Source organism: Streptomyces nanhaiensis (assembly GCF_046614825.1).
In the GTDB taxonomy this organism is placed as follows: Bacteria; Actinomycetota; Actinomycetes; order Streptomycetales; family Streptomycetaceae; genus Streptomyces; species Streptomyces radiopugnans.
The window spans coordinates 1-16935 of the sequence record NZ_JBKJFM010000009.1 but is presented as its reverse complement, the minus strand read 5'-3'; the positions used below and the strand labels follow the sequence as shown (position 1 = coordinate 16935).

Genomic DNA, 16935 nt, shown 5'->3' with positions numbered 1-16935 from the left:
GCCGAGGGCTTCGGGGAGGCCCCGGCCCGGACGGTCGATGCCAGTCGATATAGGAGACATACCGTGACAACGGCTGTAGTGAATCCCAGGACCGGGGGCAGTGGAGGAAGTACGGCCGTCGCCGCGCGGGCGCGGCAGGTCGTCAAGGCGTACGGCGCCGGCGAGACGCGGGTGGTGGCGCTGGACCGGGTGGACGTGGACATCGCGCGGGGGGCGTTCACGGCCATCATGGGCCCGTCGGGCTCGGGCAAGTCCACGCTGATGCACTGCCTGGCGGGACTGGACGCGGTGTCGTCGGGGCAGGTGTGGATCGGTGAGACCGAGATCACGGGGTTGAAGGAGAAGAAGCTCACCCAACTGCGCCGGGACAAGATCGGTTTCATCTTCCAGGCGTTCAACCTGCTGCCCACCCTGACGGCGCTGGAGAACATCACGCTGCCGATGGACATCGCCGGCCGCAGGCCCGAGCGGGAGTGGCTGGACCGCGTGGTGGAGACGGTCGGCCTGTCGGGCCGCCTCAAGCACCGCCCCAGCCAGCTCTCCGGCGGCCAGCAGCAGCGCGTGGCCGTCGCCCGCGCCCTGGCCGCCCGGCCGGAGATCATCTTCGGTGACGAGCCGACCGGCAACCTCGACTCGCGCTCCGGCTCGGAGGTGCTGGGCTTCCTGCGGCGTTCGGTGGACGAGCTGGGCCAGACGATCGTGATGGTGACGCACGATCCGGTGGCGGCGGGGTACGCGGATCGGGTGCTGTATCTGGCGGACGGGCGCATCGTGGACGAGATGCTGCGGCCGACGGCGGAGGCTGTGCTGGACCGGATGAAGGCGTTCGACACGTTCGGGCGGGTGTCATGACCGTTCTGAGGACTTCGCTGCGCAATTTCGTGGCGCACAAGGGCCGGATGCTGCTGAGCGGTGTCGCGGTGGTGCTGTCGGTGGCGTTCGTGTGCGGGACGCTGGTGTTCACGGACACGATGAACACGACGTTCGACCGGCTGTTCTCGCAGACGGCGGCGGATGTGACGGTCTCGGCGAAGGATGCGGAGAGCGACGGGCAGCCGACGACGGGGCGGCCTGCGACGGTGCCGGGTTCGCTGCTGGACGAGCTGGAGGGGGTCGAGGGGGTCTCCTCGGTCTCGGGTGGCGCGTACAGCACGAGCGTGACGGTGGTGAACGCCGACAACGAGAACATGGGGTCGTCGACGGGTGCGCCGACGATCGCGAGCAACTGGACCGAGATCGACGAGAAGTCGATGGAGGTCACCGAGGGCCGGCTGCCGCGTGGCGCGGGCGAGGTGATGGTCGACGCGGACACGGCGGACAGGCACGGTCTGGAGCTGGGGGAGGAGCTGCGCACGATCTCGGCGCTGGGTGACTTCCGGGCGGAGATCGTGGGTGTGGCGGCGTTCAGGTCGACGAACCCGGGCGCGACGGTGGTGTACTTCGACACCGGCACGGTGCAGCAGAGGCTGCTGGGGGACCCGGACGCCTACACGGACGTGTATGTGATGGCGGCCGGGGACGTGAGCGACGAGGAGCTGAAGGAGCGTGTCGTCGCGGCGCTGGGTTCGGGGGAGTACAAGGTCCGGACCCAGGAGGAGTACGCGGCGGAGGGCAAGGACGAGATCGGGTCCTTCCTCGATGTGATCAAGTACGCGCTGCTTGGTTTCGCGGGGATCGCGCTGCTGGTGGGCGTGTTCCTGATCGTGAACACGTTCTCGATGCTGGTGGCTCAGCGGACGCGTGAGATCGGTCTGATGCGGGCGATCGGTTCGAGCCGTCGGCAGGTGAACCGTTCGGTGCTGGTGGAGGCCGTGCTGCTGGGTGTGCTGGGTTCGGTGGTGGGTGTGGCCGCCGGTGTGGGCCTGGCCGTGGGGCTGATGGAGCTCATGGGCCTGGTGGGCATGAACCTGAGCACGGACGATCTGACGCTGCGGTGGATCACGCCGGTGGTCGGTGTGGTGCTGGGCGTCGTGGTGACGGTGCTGGCGGCGTACCTTCCGGCGCGGCGCGCGGGCCGGGTGTCGCCGATGGCGGCGTTGCGGGACGACGGTCTGCCGGCGGCGGGGAGCCGGGTGGGCCGGGTCCGCTCGGGTGTGGGTCTGGCGCTGACGCTGGCCGGTGCGGGTGCGCTGGTGGCGGCGGCGGGGTCGGACGACGCGGCCGGCGGGTCGCTGTTCCTGGCCGTGGGCGTGGTGCTGACGCTGGTGGGTTTCGTGCTGGTCGGTCCGCTGCTGGCGGGCGGTGTGGTGCGGGTGCTGGGCGCGGTGGTGCTGCGGGTGTTCGGCCCGGTGGGGCGGATGGCGGAGCGGAACGCGCTGCGCAATCCGCGCCGTACGGGTGCGACGGGTGCGGCGCTGATGATCGGGCTGGCGCTGGTGGCGTCGTTGTCGGTGGTGGGGGCGTCGCTGGTGGCGTCGGCCGGTGACGAGCTGGACCGGTCGGTGGGCGCGGACTTCATCATGATGTCGAGCGCGGGGCAGCCGGTGGTGCCGGAGGCCGTGGAGCGGGTGCGCGGTACGGAGGGTGTGGAGCACGTCACCGAGTACCGGTGGCTGGAGGCGCGGCTGACGGGTCCGGACGGCGAGTCGGTGGAGGAGTCGGTTACGGCGGCTTCCGCGACGTATGCCGAGGACCTGCGGGTGGAGACGGTGGCGGGTGAGCTGCCGGCGGCCTACGAGCGGGATTCGATGTCGGTGCCGGAGGACTTCGCGAAGGCGCACGGTGTGGAGGTCGGCGACCGGGTCGAGGTGGATTTCGCGGCCGGTGGCACGGCGGAGCTGACGGTGCGGGCGATCACGGCCGCGGACACGAGCGTGGACCAGGGCGCGATGTACCTGAGCACGGCGACGGCCGAGCGGTATGTGCCCGAGGACCGGATGCCGCTGAACATGATGCTGTTCGCGAAGGCGGAGGAGGGGCAGGAGGACGCGGCGTACGCGGCTCTGAAGAAGGAGCTGGAGCCGTTCCCGCAGTACGAGGTCCGTAACCAGGCGGATTACAAGGAGCTGCTGGAGGACCAGGTGGGGCAGCTGCTCAACATGGTCTACGGGCTGCTGGCGCTGGCGATCGTGGTGGCGGTGCTGGGTGTGGTGAACACCTTGGCGCTGTCGGTGGTGGAGCGGACGCGTGAGATCGGTCTGATGCGGGCGATCGGGCTGTCGCGGCGGCAGTTGCGGCGGATGATCCGGCTGGAGTCGGTGGTGATCGCGTTGTTCGGTGCGCTGCTGGGTCTGGGGCTGGGCCTGGGCTGGGGCGTGGCGGCGCAGCGGTTGCTGGCGCTGGAGGGGCTGAAGGTGCTCCAGGTGCCGTGGCCGACGATCGCGGGGGTGTTCGTGGGGGCCGCTGTGGTGGGTCTGGTGGCGGCTCTGGTGCCGGCGTTCCGGGCGGGCCGGATGAACGTGCTGAACGCGATCGCCACGGAGTAGCGCGCGGAGGCCGGCGGCGCTCGTGGGGTCTGTGCTGCGGCCCGGTCGCGGTGGGTGCGGTGTGCGCCCGCCGGGGCCGGGCCGCGGTGCTGTGCGGGTGGCGGACCGGCGGTGGGCGGGGGTGGCCGGAGGGCGGTGGACGGGCGACGCGGGGGGTGCCGGTCGTCGTAGGCTGGGACCCCCGGCCCGCTCGGCGTGTCGGGTTGTTCGTGTTGTCCGGGGCGCCGGTGTGCGTGCCCTTGTTGTCCAGCCTCTGGGATGGAACGTCTCGATGAGTCTCACCGGTCTTCTTGATGCGGTCGTGGTGGATCCGGCGCTGGCCGAGGCGGTGCGGGCCGCTGCCGACGGCCGTCGGCGCGAGGTGGATCTGGTGGGTCCGCCGGCCGCGCGGCCGTTCGCGGTGGCGGCGCTGGCGCGGTCGTCGGGGCGGCCGGTGCTTGCGGTGACGGCGACGGGGCGTGAGGCGGAGGACCTGGCGTCGGCGCTGCGGTCGCTGATGCCGCCCGGCCGGGAGGACTCGGTGGTGGAGTACCCGGCGTGGGAGACGCTGCCGCATGAGCGGCTCTCGCCCCGGTCGGACACGGTGGGGCGCCGGCTGGCGGTGCTGCGCCGGCTGGCGCATCCGAGTGCGGACGATCCGGCGGCGGGGCCGGTGAGCGTGGTGGTGGCCCCGGTGCGGTCGGTGCTGCAGCCGCAGGTGAAGGGTCTGGGGGATCTGGAGCCGGTGGGCCTGCGCACGGGGCAGCAGGTGGAGCTGGACGCGGTGGTGGACGCGCTGGGGGCGGCGGCGTACGCGCGGGTGGAGCTGGTGGAGAAGCGGGGGGAGTTCGCGGTCCGGGGCGGGATCCTGGACGTGTTCCCGCCGACGGAGGAGCATCCGCTGCGGGTGGAGTTCTGGGGGGACGAGGTCGAGGAGATCCGTTACTTCAAGGTGGCCGATCAGCGGTCGCTGGAGGTGGCGGAGCACGGGCTGTGGGCGCCGCCGTGCCGTGAGCTGCTGCTGACGGACCGGGTGCGGGCGCGGGCGGCGGAGCTGGCGCGGGCGCATCCGGAGCTGGGCGAGCTGCTGGGGAGGATCGCCGAGGGCATCGCGGTGGAGGGGATGGAGTCCCTGGCGCCTGTGCTGGTGGACGACATGGAGCTGCTGCTGGACGTGCTGCCGTCGGGGAGCATGGTGGTGGTGTGCGATCCGGAGCGGGTGCGTACGCGGGCGGCGGATCTGGTGGCGACCAGCCAGGAGTTCCTGCAGGCGTCGTGGGCGGCCTCGGCCGGTGGGGGCGAGGCGCCGATCGATGTGGGGGCGGCGTCGCTGTGGGGGATCGCGGACGTCCGGGACCGGGCGCGTGAGCTGGGGATGCCGTGGTGGTCGGTGAGTCCGTTCGCCATGGGTTCGGCGGATGCGGCGGACGCGGATGCGGCGGGCACGGCGGACGCGGGGCCGGGGGCCGATTCGCTGACGCTGGGGATGCGGGCTCCGGAGAGTTACCGGGGGGACACGGCACGGGCGCTGGCGGACACCAAGGGGTGGCTGGCGGACGGCTGGCGGTGCGTGTTCCTGACGGAGGGGCACGGTCCGGCGGCGCGCACGGTGGAGGTGCTGGGGGGTGAGGGGATCGCGGCGCGGCTGGAGCCGGAGCTCGGCGAGATCTCCCCGTCGGTGGTGCACGTCTCGTGCGGGACGCTGGAGAACGGGTTCGTCGATCCGGGTCTGAGGCTGGCGGTGCTGACGGAGACGGATCTGTCGGGCCAGAAGGCGGCGAGCCGGGATCTGGGGCGGATGCCGGCGCGGCGGCGCAAGACGATCGATCCGCTGACGTTGCAGCCGGGTGACTACATCGTGCACGAGCAGCACGGTGTGGGCCGGTACGTGGAGATGGTGCAGCGCACGGTCCAGGGGGCGACGCGCGAGTACCTGCTGGTGGAGTACGCGCCCGCCAAGCGGGGGCAGCCCGGGGACCGGCTGTTCGTGCCGACGGACCAGTTGGAGCTGATCACCAAGTACGTGGGCGGCGAGCAGCCGTCGCTGCACCGGCTGGGGGGCGCGGACTGGACGAAGACGAAGGCGCGGGCGAAGAAGGCGGTCAAGGAGATCGCCGCGGACCTGATCCGGCTGTACTCGGCGCGGATGGCCGCTCCCGGGCACGCCTTCGGCGCGGACACCCCGTGGCAGCGGGAGCTGGAGGACGCGTTCCCGTACATGGAGACGCCCGATCAGCTGACGACGATCGCCGAGGTGAAGGAGGACATGGAGAAGTCGGTCCCGATGGACCGGCTGGTCTGCGGCGACGTCGGCTACGGCAAGACGGAGATCGCGGTGCGGGCGGCGTTCAAGGCGGTGCAGGACGGCAAGCAGGTGGCCGTGCTGGTGCCGACGACGCTGCTGGTGCAGCAGCACTTCGGGACGTTCTCGGAGCGGTACGCGCAGTTCCCGGTGAAGGTGCGGGCGCTGTCGCGGTTCCAGTCGGACGCGGAGGCGAAGGCGGTCCTGGAGGGGCTGCGGGACGGTTCGGTGGACGTGGTGATCGGCACGCACCGGCTGTTCTCGTCGGAGACGAGGTTCAAGGACCTGGGCCTGGTGATCGTCGACGAGGAGCAGCGCTTCGGTGTGGAGCACAAGGAGCAGCTGAAGAAGCTGCGGGCGAACGTGGACGTGCTGACGATGTCGGCGACGCCGATCCCGCGGACGCTGGAGATGGCGGTCACCGGCATCCGGGAGATGTCGACGATCACCACGCCGCCGGAGGAGCGGCATCCGGTGCTGACGTTCGTCGGCCCCTACGAGGAGCGGCAGATCGGTGCGGCGATCCGGCGCGAGCTGCTGCGCGAGGGCCAGGTGTTCTACATCCACAACCGGGTGGAGTCGATCGACCGGGCGGCGGCGCGGCTGCGGCAGATCGTTCCCGAGGCGCGGATCGCCACGGCGCACGGGCAGATGTCGGAGACGGCCCTGGAGCGGGTGGTGGTGGACTTCTGGGAGAAGAAGTTCGACGTGCTGGTCTCCACGACGATCGTGGAGTCGGGCATCGACATCTCCAACGCCAACACGCTGATCGTGGAGCGGGGCGACATGTTCGGCCTGTCCCAGCTGCACCAGTTGCGGGGCCGGGTGGGGCGCGGCCGGGAGCGGGGGTACGCGTACTTCCTGTATCCGCCGGAGAAGCCGCTGACGGAGACGGCGCACGAGCGGCTGGCGACGATCGCGCAGCACACGGAGATGGGCGCGGGCATGTACGTGGCGATGAAGGACCTGGAGATCCGCGGGGCGGGCAATCTGCTGGGCGGGGAGCAGTCGGGTCATATCGCGGGGGTCGGTTTCGACCTGTACGTGCGGATGGTGGGGGAGGCGGTGGCCGACTACCGGGCGGCGCTGGAGTCCGGGGGCGCGGCGGAGGAGGCGCCGCTGGAGGTGCGCATCGAGCTTCCGGTGGACGCGCACGTGCCCCACGACTACGCGCCGGGGGAGCGGCTGCGGCTGCAGGCGTACCGGGCGATCGCGTCGGCGAACTCGGAGGAGGACATCGCCGCGGTGCGCGAGGAGCTGGCCGACCGCTACGGTCCGCTGCCGGAGCCGGTGGAGAACCTGCTGCTGGTGGCGGGGCTGCGGATGCTGGCGCGCTCCTTCGGCGTCACCGACATCACGCTGCAGGGTTCGAACGTGCGGTTCTCGCCGGTGGAGCTGCGGGAGTCGCAGGAGCTGCGGCTGAAGCGGCTGTATCCGCGGTCGGTGGTGAAGGCGGCGGCCGGGCAGGTGCTGGTGCCGCGTCCGGCGACGGCGCGGATCGGCGGGAAGCCGGTGGTGGGGCGCGAACTGCTGGCGTGGACGGGGGAGTTCCTGACCACGGTGCTGGGCTGACGCGGGGGCCGGTCCGGGGCCGATCCGGGGCCCGTCCGGAAGCCGATCCGGAAGCCGATCATGGGAGCGTTCCCGTAGTCGGTGACCTGCGAGGACCGGCCCGGTCCGCCGGGCCGGCCGGAACGTAGGATCGGGTGTCATGGAGCAGCGAGTACTGGGCAGGACGGGCCGCGAGGTGTCCGTCGTGGGACTGGGCACCTGGCAGCTGGGTGCCGACTGGGGGCAGGTGCGCGAGGAGGACGCGCTGGCGGTGCTGGACGCCGCGGTGGAGTCCGGGGTGACGTTCCTCGACACCGCCGACGTGTACGGGGACGGCCGCAGCGAGCGGCTGATCGGCCGCTTCCTGGCGGAGCGTCCGGGTGCGGACGTGTTCGTGGCGACGAAGATGGGGCGCCGGGCGGAGCAGCTGCCCGGCAACTACAACCTGGCCAACTTCCGTGCCTGGACGGACCGTTCCCGCACGAACCTGGGTGTGGAGACCCTGGACCTGGTCCAGCTGCACTGCCCGCCGTCCGAGGTGTACTCCTCCGACGAGGTGTTCGACGCGCTGGACACCCTGGTGGCGGAGAAGCGGATCGCGGCGTACGCGGTGAGCGTGGAGACGTGCGCGCAGGCGCTGGAGGCGATCGCGCGGCCGGGCACGGCGAGCGTGCAGATCATCTTGAACCCGTTCCGCCTCAAGCCGCTGGAGGAGGTCCTTCCGGCGGCGGCCGAGGCGGGGGTGGGCATCATCGCGCGGGTGCCGCTGGCGTCGGGCCTGCTGTCGGGCCGCTACACCCGCGAGACGGTGTTCTCGCCGGACGACCACCGCAGCTTCAACCGGCACGGTGAGGCGTTCGACCAGGGCGAGACGTTCTCGGGCGTGGACTACGAGACGGGCCTGGCCGCGGCGGCGGAGTTCGCCGAGCTGGCGCCGGAGGGGGTGACGCCGGCGCAGGCGGCGCTGCGGTGGGTGATCCAGCAGCCGGGGGTGACCTCGGTGATCCCCGGCGCGCGCAGTGTCGGGCAGGCGCGGGCGAACGCCGCGGCGGCGCAGCTGCCGCCGCTGCCGCAGCGGACGCTGGAGGCGATCGCCGCCCTGTACGACCGCAGCATCCGCGCGCAGGTGCACCACCGCTGGTAGGGGTGCCCGCGCGGCGGACGGGCGGCGGGACCGGTCGAAGTGGATGGCGACCGGCCCCGCCGCCTTCTCCTCTCCCTCTTCACACCGTCGGCACCTTCTCTCCCTTTCCGTGCCTTGTGTGCCCGGTCGCCCCATGTGGGTGAATGTCCCCTGTTGTCCCCGGGTAGCCGGAAGGACTCGTGAGGAACCGGCACGAGGGAGTCATCCAAGTGAGTCAGGCGAACGTCTTCGTCATCGGACTGGACGAGGAGAACATCAGGACGCTGCGCGCGGTGCCGCACGCGGTGGAGTACCGCTTCCACCCCCTGCTGAGCGTCGAGGAACTCCAGCACGGCGAGATCCCGGTGGCCGAGCTGCTGGAGAAGGCGCAGAAGCAGCTGGACGCGTTCGACGGCGGCATCGACGCCATCGTCGGCTACTGGGACTTCCCCGTCAGCACGCTGGTGCCGATCCTGGCCGAGCGCTACGGGACGCGCGCCACCAGCCTGGAGTCGGTGGTCAAGTGCGAGCACAAGTACTGGAGCCGGCTGGAGCAGCAGAAGGTCGTCGACGAGCATCCGCGTTTCGCGCTGGTGGACCTGGAGGGCGAGCCCCGACCGCCCGAGGGGCTGCGCTTCCCGATGTGGCTGAAACCGGTGAAGTCCTACTCCTCGGAGCTGGCCTTCGGGGTGAAGGACGAGGAGGAGTTCGCGGCGGCGGTGGCCGAGATACGCGAGGGCATCACCCGCGTCGGCCGGCCCTTCGAGTTCGTGATGCGGCGCCTCCAGCTGCCGCCTGAGGTGGCCGAGGCCGGCGGGCAGGCCTGCCTGGCCGAGGAGTCGCTCAAGGGCGTCCAGGCCGCCGTGGAGGGCTACGTGTACGACGGCGAGGTGACCGTCTACGGCGTGCTGGACTCGATCAACTACCCCGACACCCCCTGCTTCCTGCGCCACCAGTACCCCGCCTCGCTGCCCGAGCCGGTGCAGCTGCGGCTGCGGGACGTCTCCCGGCGGGTGATCGAGCAGATCGGCATGGACTGGGCCACCTTCAGCATCGAGTACTTCTACGACGCGGCCACCGGCGAGATCAGCCTGCTGGAGATCAACCCGCGCCACTCGCAGTCCCACGCCGAGCTGTTCGAGTACGTCGACGGCGTGCCCAACCACCACGCCATGCTCAGCCTGGCGATGGGGCGCGACCCGGACCTGCCCTACCGCGAGGGCCCCTACGAGGTGGCGGCCAAGTGGTACCACCGCCAGTTCACCGACGGACTGGTGACGCGCGTGCCGACGGCCGAGGAGATCGAGCGCGTGGAGCGCGAGGTGCCCGGCGTGCGGATCACCGTCAAGCCGCAGGAGGGGCAGCGGCTGTCGGACATGCCCGGCCAGGACAGCTACAGCTTCGAGCTGGCGCACGTCTTCGTCGGCGCCGACAGCGAGGAGGAGATGCGGGCCAAGTACGACCGCTGCCTGGCGATGCTGCCGTTCGAGTTCGCCGAGGAGAACGGCCGGGAGAGCGGCCGGGGCGGCGACCAGGGGAACGACCGCGAGTCCGAGCAGGCCGCCTGAACCGGGCGGGGAGAGGAGGTGGTCCGGCCGTGCGCCACGTGACCAGCCTGCCGTACGCGATCAGGGAAGAGGAGCACGTGTGGATCCCGGTCTCCGACGGGACCCGCCTGGCGGCCCGGATCTGGCGCCCGGTCTCCTCCGACGGGGAGCCGGTGCCCGCGGTGCTGGAGTACATCCCGTACCGCAGGCGCGATCTGACCTCGGTGCGCGACTCCATCCACCACCCCTACATCGCGGGCCACGGCTACGCCTGCGTGCGGGTGGACATCCGCGGCACCGGCGAGTCCGAGGGGGTGCTGCGCGACGAGTACCTGGAGGTGGAGCAGACCGACGCCGAGGACGTGCTGGCCTGGCTCGCCGAGCAGCCCTGGTGCGACGGCCGCACCGGGATGATGGGCATCTCCTGGGGCGCCTTCGCCGCCCTCCAGGTCGCCGCCCGCCGTCCGCCGAGCCTGGGGGCGATCGTCATCTCCTCCTTCACCGACGACCGGTACGCCGACGACATGCACTACATGGGCGGCTGCCTGCTGTCGGACAACCTGGCCGAGGCGGGCACGATGTTCGCCTACGGCACCTGCCCGCCGGATCCGGCGCTGGTGGGCGAGCGGTGGCGCGGGATGTGGCTGGAGCGGCTGGAGAACACCCGGCCGTGGGTGCTGGAGTGGCTGCGCCACCAGCGCCGCGACGACTACTGGCGGCACGCCTCGGTCTGCGAGGACTACCCGGCGGTGAACGTGCCGGTGCTGGCCTCCAGCGGCTGGGCGGACGGCTACTCCAACGCCGTCACGCGCCTGCTGGAGAACCTGGACGTGCCCCGCAAGGGCCTGATCGGGCCGTGGTCGCACAAGTACCCCCACCTGGGGCAGCCGGGCCCGGCCATCGGCTACCTCCAGGAGGTGGTGCGCTGGTGGGACCACTGGCTCAAGGGCGCCGACAACGGGGTTATGGACGGGCCCATGCTGCGCACCTGGATGCAGGAGAGCGTGCCGCCGTCGACCTCGTACGAGGAGCGGCCCGGCCGCTGGGTCGGCGAGCCGTCCTGGCCGTCGCCGCACATCACCCCCACCGAGCTGCCGCTGGGCGCGCACCGCCTCCACCGGCCGGGGCAGGAGCCGCGGGAGACGGAGCTGACGGTGCGGTCGCCGCTGTCGGTGGGCCAGTTCGCCGGGAAGTGGGCCTCCTACAACGCGCCGCCGGACCTCCCCTACGACCAGCGCGAGGAGGACGGCGGTTCGATGGTCTTCGACACCGAGCCGCTGGCCGAGCGGGTGGAGATCCTGGGCGCGCCGAGCGTGGAGCTGGAGCTGTCGGTGAGCGAGCCGGTGGCGATGGTCGCCGCCCGCCTGTCCGACGTGGCCCCCGACGGCCGTGCCACCCGCGTCACCTACGGGCTGCTCAACCTCACCCGCCTGGGCGGCCACGAGGCGGAGCCCGAGCCGCTTCGGCCCGGCCGCCGCTACCGGGCGACGGTGCAGCTCAACGGTGTGGCGCAGGTCTTCCCGCCGGGCCACCGCATCCGGCTGTCGCTGTCGACCTCGTACTGGCCGCTGGCCTGGCCGCCGCCGCGCCCGGCACTGCTGAGCGTGTACGCGCCCGGCAGTTCCCTGAGGCTGCCGGTGCGCCCGGTGGCGGAGTCCGACGAGGTGGCCGGGGAGCCGTTCGGCGAGCCCGAGGGCGCCGAGCCGATCCGCACCCGCCAGGTCGAGCCGCCCGAGCAGCGCTGGGAGGTCTCCCGGAACCTGGTGGACTACGGGTCGGCGCTGGAGATCGTCAAGGACGGCGGGACGGTCCACTTCGAGGACATCGACCTGGACGTGCGCCGCCGCGCCTACGAGCGCTACGACTCGGTCGCCGACGACTTCACCTCGGCCCGCGGCGAGTCGCAGTGGACGATGGAGTTCTCGCGCGGCGACTGGAACGTGCGGACGGTGACCCGCACGGTGCTGAGCTGCACCGAGGAGGAGTTCACGGTCGACGCCACCCTCGACGGGTACGAGGGGGAGCGCCGGGTGTTCTCCCGCACCTGGAACGAGACGCTGCCCCGCGACCACGTCTGAACGGCTCCCTCCCGCGGGCTCGGTGCGGCGGGCATCGGAACGGTATCGGCCCGCGAACACCGGACCCCACCGTCCGCGGCGGTGTATACCCTTCGCACCGAACGATGTCGCAACAGGGAGTCTGAGCGCTGATGTACGGCCCGGCCGCCACCCCGCACCCGGCCCCGTCCCGCCGCGGGCCGGGATTCGGGGGCATCGCGCTGCGACTGTTCTTCGCGTCGTTCCCGGTGTGGTCGGTGGGGCTGCTGGCCTGGGTCCCGTCGCTGCGCTTCGCGGTCATCCGCAGGAGACCGCTGGACTGGGCGGTCTTCGCGGTGAGCGTGGTGCTGACCGTGGTCTACGTGGTGCTGCTGGTCAACGTCCCCGCGAACGAGCCGGGCGAGGAGGGCATGGCCCAGTTCTGGGCGGGCCTGTACAGCGTCCTGCTCATCGGCGGCTCCGTGGCCCACGCCGTCCTCGGCGACCGCTTCCTGCGCGACCCCGCACCGTACCGGGCGGCCGCCCCCCTGCCGGGCGTCCCTCACACCCACCACCCCGCCCCGCCCGCACCCCGGTTCCCGGGGATCGCCGGCGCGCCCACCGCCTACGGCCACCCCCTGCCCGGCCCGTCCGTCCAGCCGCCCGCCCCGCCGCCCGCCCCGTCCGCCCGGCCCCCGGCGTACGGCTACCCCCAGTCCCGGCAGTCCCCGCCCGTACAGCCGCCGCAGCCGCCGCAGTCGCCGCGCATGCGCCAGGTCGCCTCCGAACTGGACGAACTCGGCGAGCTGCTGCGCAAGCGCGACGGACACCACGGGCACGACGGCGGGCACGACGGCGGGCACGACGGCGGGAACGGTGGCGGCGACGGGCGGCACGGCCGGTGAACGGGCGCCTGATCTCCGGCCGTTACGAGCTGACCGAGCCGCTGGGCCGGGGCGCCATGGGCCAGGTCTGGGGCGGCCGCGACCTCGGTCTCGGCGGCCGCCGGATCGCCGTGAAGCTGATGCACTCCGGGCAGGTCGCCTCCCTGTCCGGCGGTACGGACCCCGAGGAGCTGCGCGAGCGCTTCGAGCGCGAGTGCCGCGTCACCGCCCAGATCGACCACCCCGGCCTGGTCTCCGTCCACGACGCGGGCCGGGACGGCGACGAGCTGTACCTGGTGATGCAGCGGCTGGAGGGCAGCGACCTGCGCGACCACATCGCCGAGCGGGAGCCCTACCCGCCGCAGTGGGCCGTGGCCGTCGTCGCCCAGATGTGCTCGGCCCTGGCGGAGGTGCACGCCGTCGGCATCGTCCACCGCGACCTCAAGCCCGGCAACGTCATCGTGCGGCCCGACGGCCGGGTGGTCATCCTCGACCTCGGCATCGCGGCCGTGCGGTCCGCCGGGGACACCACCCGGCTGACCCGCACCGGCTCCCTCATCGGCACCCCCGTCTACATGGCGCCCGAGCAGGCCATGGGCGGCAGCCCCGTCGGCCCCCGCTCCGACCTGTACGCGCTGGGCGTGCTGCTGTACGAACTCCTCACCGGCCGGGTCCCCTTCGACGCCCCCGAGCCGACCGGGCTGCTGTACAAGAAGCTCCACCACACGCCCCCGCGGGTGCGCGAGCTGCGCCCGGAGACGCCCGCCGAGCTGGACGCGCTGGTGTGGCGGCTGCTGGACAAGGAGCCCGCGGGGCGTCCCGAGGACGCCCACGAGGTGTACGCCGCCCTCGCGCCGCTGCTGCCCCGGCCCGGGCAGGGCGGCCCCGCCCTGCCGCTGGACCCCACCCGCCCGTTCCGCGAGCCCATGGCCCCCTGGCCGCCGCGCGGCCGGGCGCCGGGTCCGGGACCGGTGCCCACGGTGGTCGTGCGGCCCGCCGCGTTCCAGCCCGGCCCCGGTGCCGGATCCCCGCCCGGCTTCGGGCCGCCCCCGCCGCCGGCCGATCTGAGCACCACCCTGGAGGAGGTCCGCACCCTGCTCTCCTCCGGCCACTACACGCGCGTCGCCGATCTCCTCGGTCACGCCCTCCCGGCCGCCGTCGCCGAGCACGGGGCGCACTCGCCCGTCGTCCGCACCCTGCGCAAGCAGTACGCGGCGGTGCTGCTGGACACCGGCCAGTACGCGCGGGCGCTGCCGGAGATCGGCCGGCTCGCCCAGGAGTACACCGCCGAACGCGGCCCGCACGACCCGGTGGTGGTCCAGCTCCGCCAGGACGAGGCGCTGTGCCTGGAGCGGCTCGGCCGCTGACCGGCCGCCGGCCGCGCTGACCGGGCACCGGCCGGGAGCCTGCCGGAACCGTCCCGGCGGCCTTCCGGACGGCCCGCCGTGGCCCGTCGTACGGCGCGTCCCGCGACGGGCGGGACAGCCCGCCGGACAGCCCTTCGGAAGGTCGTCCACCGAGCGTACGTTCAGAGTTCACCCGGGTGTCCCCTCGACGGCATCCGGTGTGACCGGCGTGTGGCTAGCCTCGCCCTGCGGGGCCGGCAGCCGTGGACGGTGGGGGTCCGGCCCGCCGCCCTGTCCGCAGCGTCTGGAAACCACGTGCCGAAGCTCTCAGTGATCGTCCCCTTCCACAACGTCCAGGAGTACGCGCAGGACACCCTGCGCAGCCTCGCGGCCAACGCGCGGCCGGGGACGGAGTTCATCCTGGTCGACGACTGCTCCACGGACGCCACCGCGGAGATCCTCGACCGGGCCGTGACCGGTCTGCCGCGCGCCCGGCTGGTGCGGCACGAGGAGAACCGGGGGATCGCCCAGGCCCGCAACACCGGCATCGAGGCCGCCGAGGGCGAGTACCTGACCTTCCTCGACGGCGACGACTGGTACGCGCCCGGATACCTGCGCGACCTGCTCCGCGCCGTCGAGGAGCTGGACTGCGACTTCGTGCGCACCGACCACGTGCAGTCCACCGGCCGCGACCGGGTCGTCAAGCGGGCCCCGGCGCGGCGGCGGGACGCGGTGCTGAGCACGCGGGACGCCATCGCGCCGGCCGAGATGGAGACGATGGTGGACTACCCCTTCGTCTGGGCCGGGATCTACCGCCGCCGCCTGTTCGAGACCGGTGGCGACGGCCTGGGCATGCGCTTCACCACCCACCTGCGCACCGCCGAGGACCGCGTCTTCATGTGGCAGCTCCACCTGCGGGCGAGGACGTTCGCTGCGGTCGGCCTGCTCGGCGTCTTCTACCGGCGCGGGGTCGCCACCTCGCTGACCCAGATCCGCGACGCCAGGCAACTGGACTTCATACCGGCCCACGACCTGATCCTGGCCGAGGTCGCCGCCGACCGCGAGGCCGAGCGCTTCCTGCCCAAGATCGTGCGGACCTACTGCGCCATGATCGCCTTCCACGCGGCGAACGCCCACCGCTACGAGCCCGCGGCCGCGCGGCGGCTGAAGCACGAGTCGGCGGCGGCGCTGCGCCGGATGCCGGGCGAGGTGCTGGAGCGGACCCTGACGTCGATGGACCAAGAGCGCGCCAGGACGCTGCGGCGGCTGCTGGGCGGCACGGCACGGAAGGCGGCCTGACATGGCGGGCACCACGGGAACCACCGGCACCACCGGCATGGGGGACACCTCCGGGAGCGGCGCGGGCGCGCGCACCCGCGTCCAGGTCTTCGAGGTCTCCACCCTCTACGGCGCCGCCACGCTCGCCGCCGCCCTGGACGCGGGCCTGTTCGGGCCGTGGCACCGGACGCTGCGCGTCCTGCTGGTCTCCAACAACGCCGAGGTGCCCGAGACCGCCTCCCGGCTGGACGGCATGCGCGGCTGGCACCGGCTGACCGCCCGCTTCGACCGGGTGGTCGACTGGAACGACGCCATCCGCCCCCACCACCCCAGCACCTGGAGCCCGGCGGGCAACGACTGCCCGCTGTGGGAGCGGATGTTCCGCGCGAGCTGGGACCTGGGCGACGGGCTGGTGGACCTCGTCGTGGAGTCCGTGCACGTCAGTCCCGCGAAGGCGCTGGCCGCGATCTTCGCGAGCGCCTCCGTCCACGTCTACGCCGACGGCCTGATGAGCTACGGCCCCACCCGCGAGAAGCTGCCGCAGACCCTGGCCTGCCGCATCCAGCGGCTGCTCCACCTCGATCTGGTGCCCGGCCTGACACCGCTGCTGCTGACCGAGTACGGGGTGCCGTCCGAGCTGGTGCCGAACGAGGTCTTCCGCTCCGTCCTCGACGAACTCGACGACGCCGCCGGGGACGACGGCCTGGACGCCGAACTCGACCCGGACGGCGAGGGCCTGCCCACCGCCGTGCTGCTGGGCCAGTACCTGGCGGCGCTGGGCATCCTCACCGTGGACGAGGAGGAGGCGCTGCACGAGCGGATGCTGCGCGGCGCTGCCGCGGCCGGGCACCGCGCGGTCCTCTTCAAGCCCCACCCCACCGCGCCCGCCCGCTACTCCAGGGTGCTGGACAAGGCCGCCGCGGACACCGGCGTACGGCTGGTGGTGCCCGAGCGGCCGATGCTGGCCGAGACCGTCTTCCGGCGGTGCCGCCCGAAGCTGGTGGTGGGCTGCTTCTCCACCGCGCTGCTCACCGCCTCCGCCCTGTACGGCGTACCCGTCGCCCGGGTGGGCACCGGGCCGCTGCTGGACCGGCTGACGCCGTACCAGAACAGCAACCGCGTCCCGCTGACCCTCGTCGACGCCCTCGTGCCCGACCTGGAGGCCCCGGGCGCGGGGCAGGGGGCGCGCGGCGAGGTGGTCACCGAGTCCGGGGAGGCGGTGCGGCGGGCCGAGCCGCTGGTGCGGGCCGTCGGGTACTGCATGCAGGCCGAGCGCTACCCCGCCCTGCGCGCCGAGGCCGAGGCGTGGCTGACCGCCCACCTGGACGACACCACGGCCCGCTACTTCAAGAGGCGCCGCCTGACCGCGCTCGGCCTGCCCGGAGGGCTCACGCCCGGCCTGGTGCGCCGTCTGCCCGGCAGCGACCACGCGCTGCGCGCCGCGCGCCGGGTCAGGCGGGCGGC

10 protein-coding genes are annotated in these 16935 nt (G+C 72.9%); all 10 read left to right on the top strand.

Annotation, left to right across the window (positions count from 1 at the left end):
• Positions 1 to 63 precede the first annotated feature (63 nt).
• Positions 64 to 852 (top strand): ABC transporter ATP-binding protein, encoded by a 789-nt coding sequence (locus ACLIYP_RS04810; RefSeq protein ID WP_412711887.1) that lies wholly within the window; start codon positions 64 to 66, stop codon positions 850 to 852.
• Entirely contained in the window at positions 849 to 3425 is a 2577-nt protein-coding gene (locus tag ACLIYP_RS04805; RefSeq protein ID WP_412711886.1) for an ABC transporter permease, read from the top strand. The genes ACLIYP_RS04810 and ACLIYP_RS04805 overlap by 4 nt, the downstream gene beginning before the upstream one ends.
• A 271-nt stretch (positions 3426 to 3696) precedes the next feature.
• The gene (gene mfd, locus ACLIYP_RS04800; protein WP_412711885.1) at positions 3697 to 7278 is read left to right on the top strand and encodes a transcription-repair coupling factor; all 3582 of its coding nucleotides are present in this window, start codon (positions 3697 to 3699) and stop codon (positions 7276 to 7278) included.
• Between the two features lie 139 nt (positions 7279 to 7417).
• Positions 7418 to 8401 carry an aldo/keto reductase gene (locus tag ACLIYP_RS04795; protein ID WP_412711884.1) on the top strand — a complete coding sequence of 328 codons (984 nt, stop codon included), beginning with the start codon at positions 7418 to 7420 and terminating at the stop codon, positions 8399 to 8401.
• Positions 8402 to 8604: 203 nt separating this feature from the next.
• Entirely contained in the window at positions 8605 to 9948 is a 1344-nt protein-coding gene (locus ACLIYP_RS04790) for an ATP-grasp domain-containing protein (RefSeq protein WP_412711927.1), read from the top strand.
• A 29-nt stretch (positions 9949 to 9977) separates the two neighbouring features.
• Positions 9978 to 12005: a CocE/NonD family hydrolase gene (locus ACLIYP_RS04785; RefSeq protein WP_412711883.1), complete on the top strand. Its 2028-nt coding sequence runs from the start codon at positions 9978 to 9980 to the stop codon at positions 12003 to 12005.
• 131 nt (positions 12006 to 12136) lie between these two features.
• Positions 12137 to 12868, top strand: a complete 732-nt coding sequence (locus tag ACLIYP_RS04780; protein WP_412711882.1) for a hypothetical protein — start codon at positions 12137 to 12139, stop codon at positions 12866 to 12868.
• Positions 12865 to 14214 carry a serine/threonine-protein kinase gene (locus tag ACLIYP_RS04775; protein WP_412711881.1) on the top strand — a complete coding sequence of 450 codons (1350 nt, stop codon included), beginning with the start codon at positions 12865 to 12867 and terminating at the stop codon, positions 14212 to 14214. The genes ACLIYP_RS04780 and ACLIYP_RS04775 overlap by 4 nt, the downstream gene beginning before the upstream one ends.
• Before the next feature lie 294 nt (positions 14215 to 14508).
• Positions 14509 to 15492, top strand: coding sequence for a glycosyltransferase family 2 protein (locus ACLIYP_RS04770; protein WP_412711880.1), 984 nt, complete (start codon positions 14509 to 14511; stop codon positions 15490 to 15492).
• 37 nt (positions 15493 to 15529) lie between these two features.
• Positions 15530 to 16935, top strand: a 1406-nt coding sequence (locus tag ACLIYP_RS04765) for a polysialyltransferase family glycosyltransferase (protein ID WP_412711926.1), incomplete at its 3' end; no start/stop codon positions are given.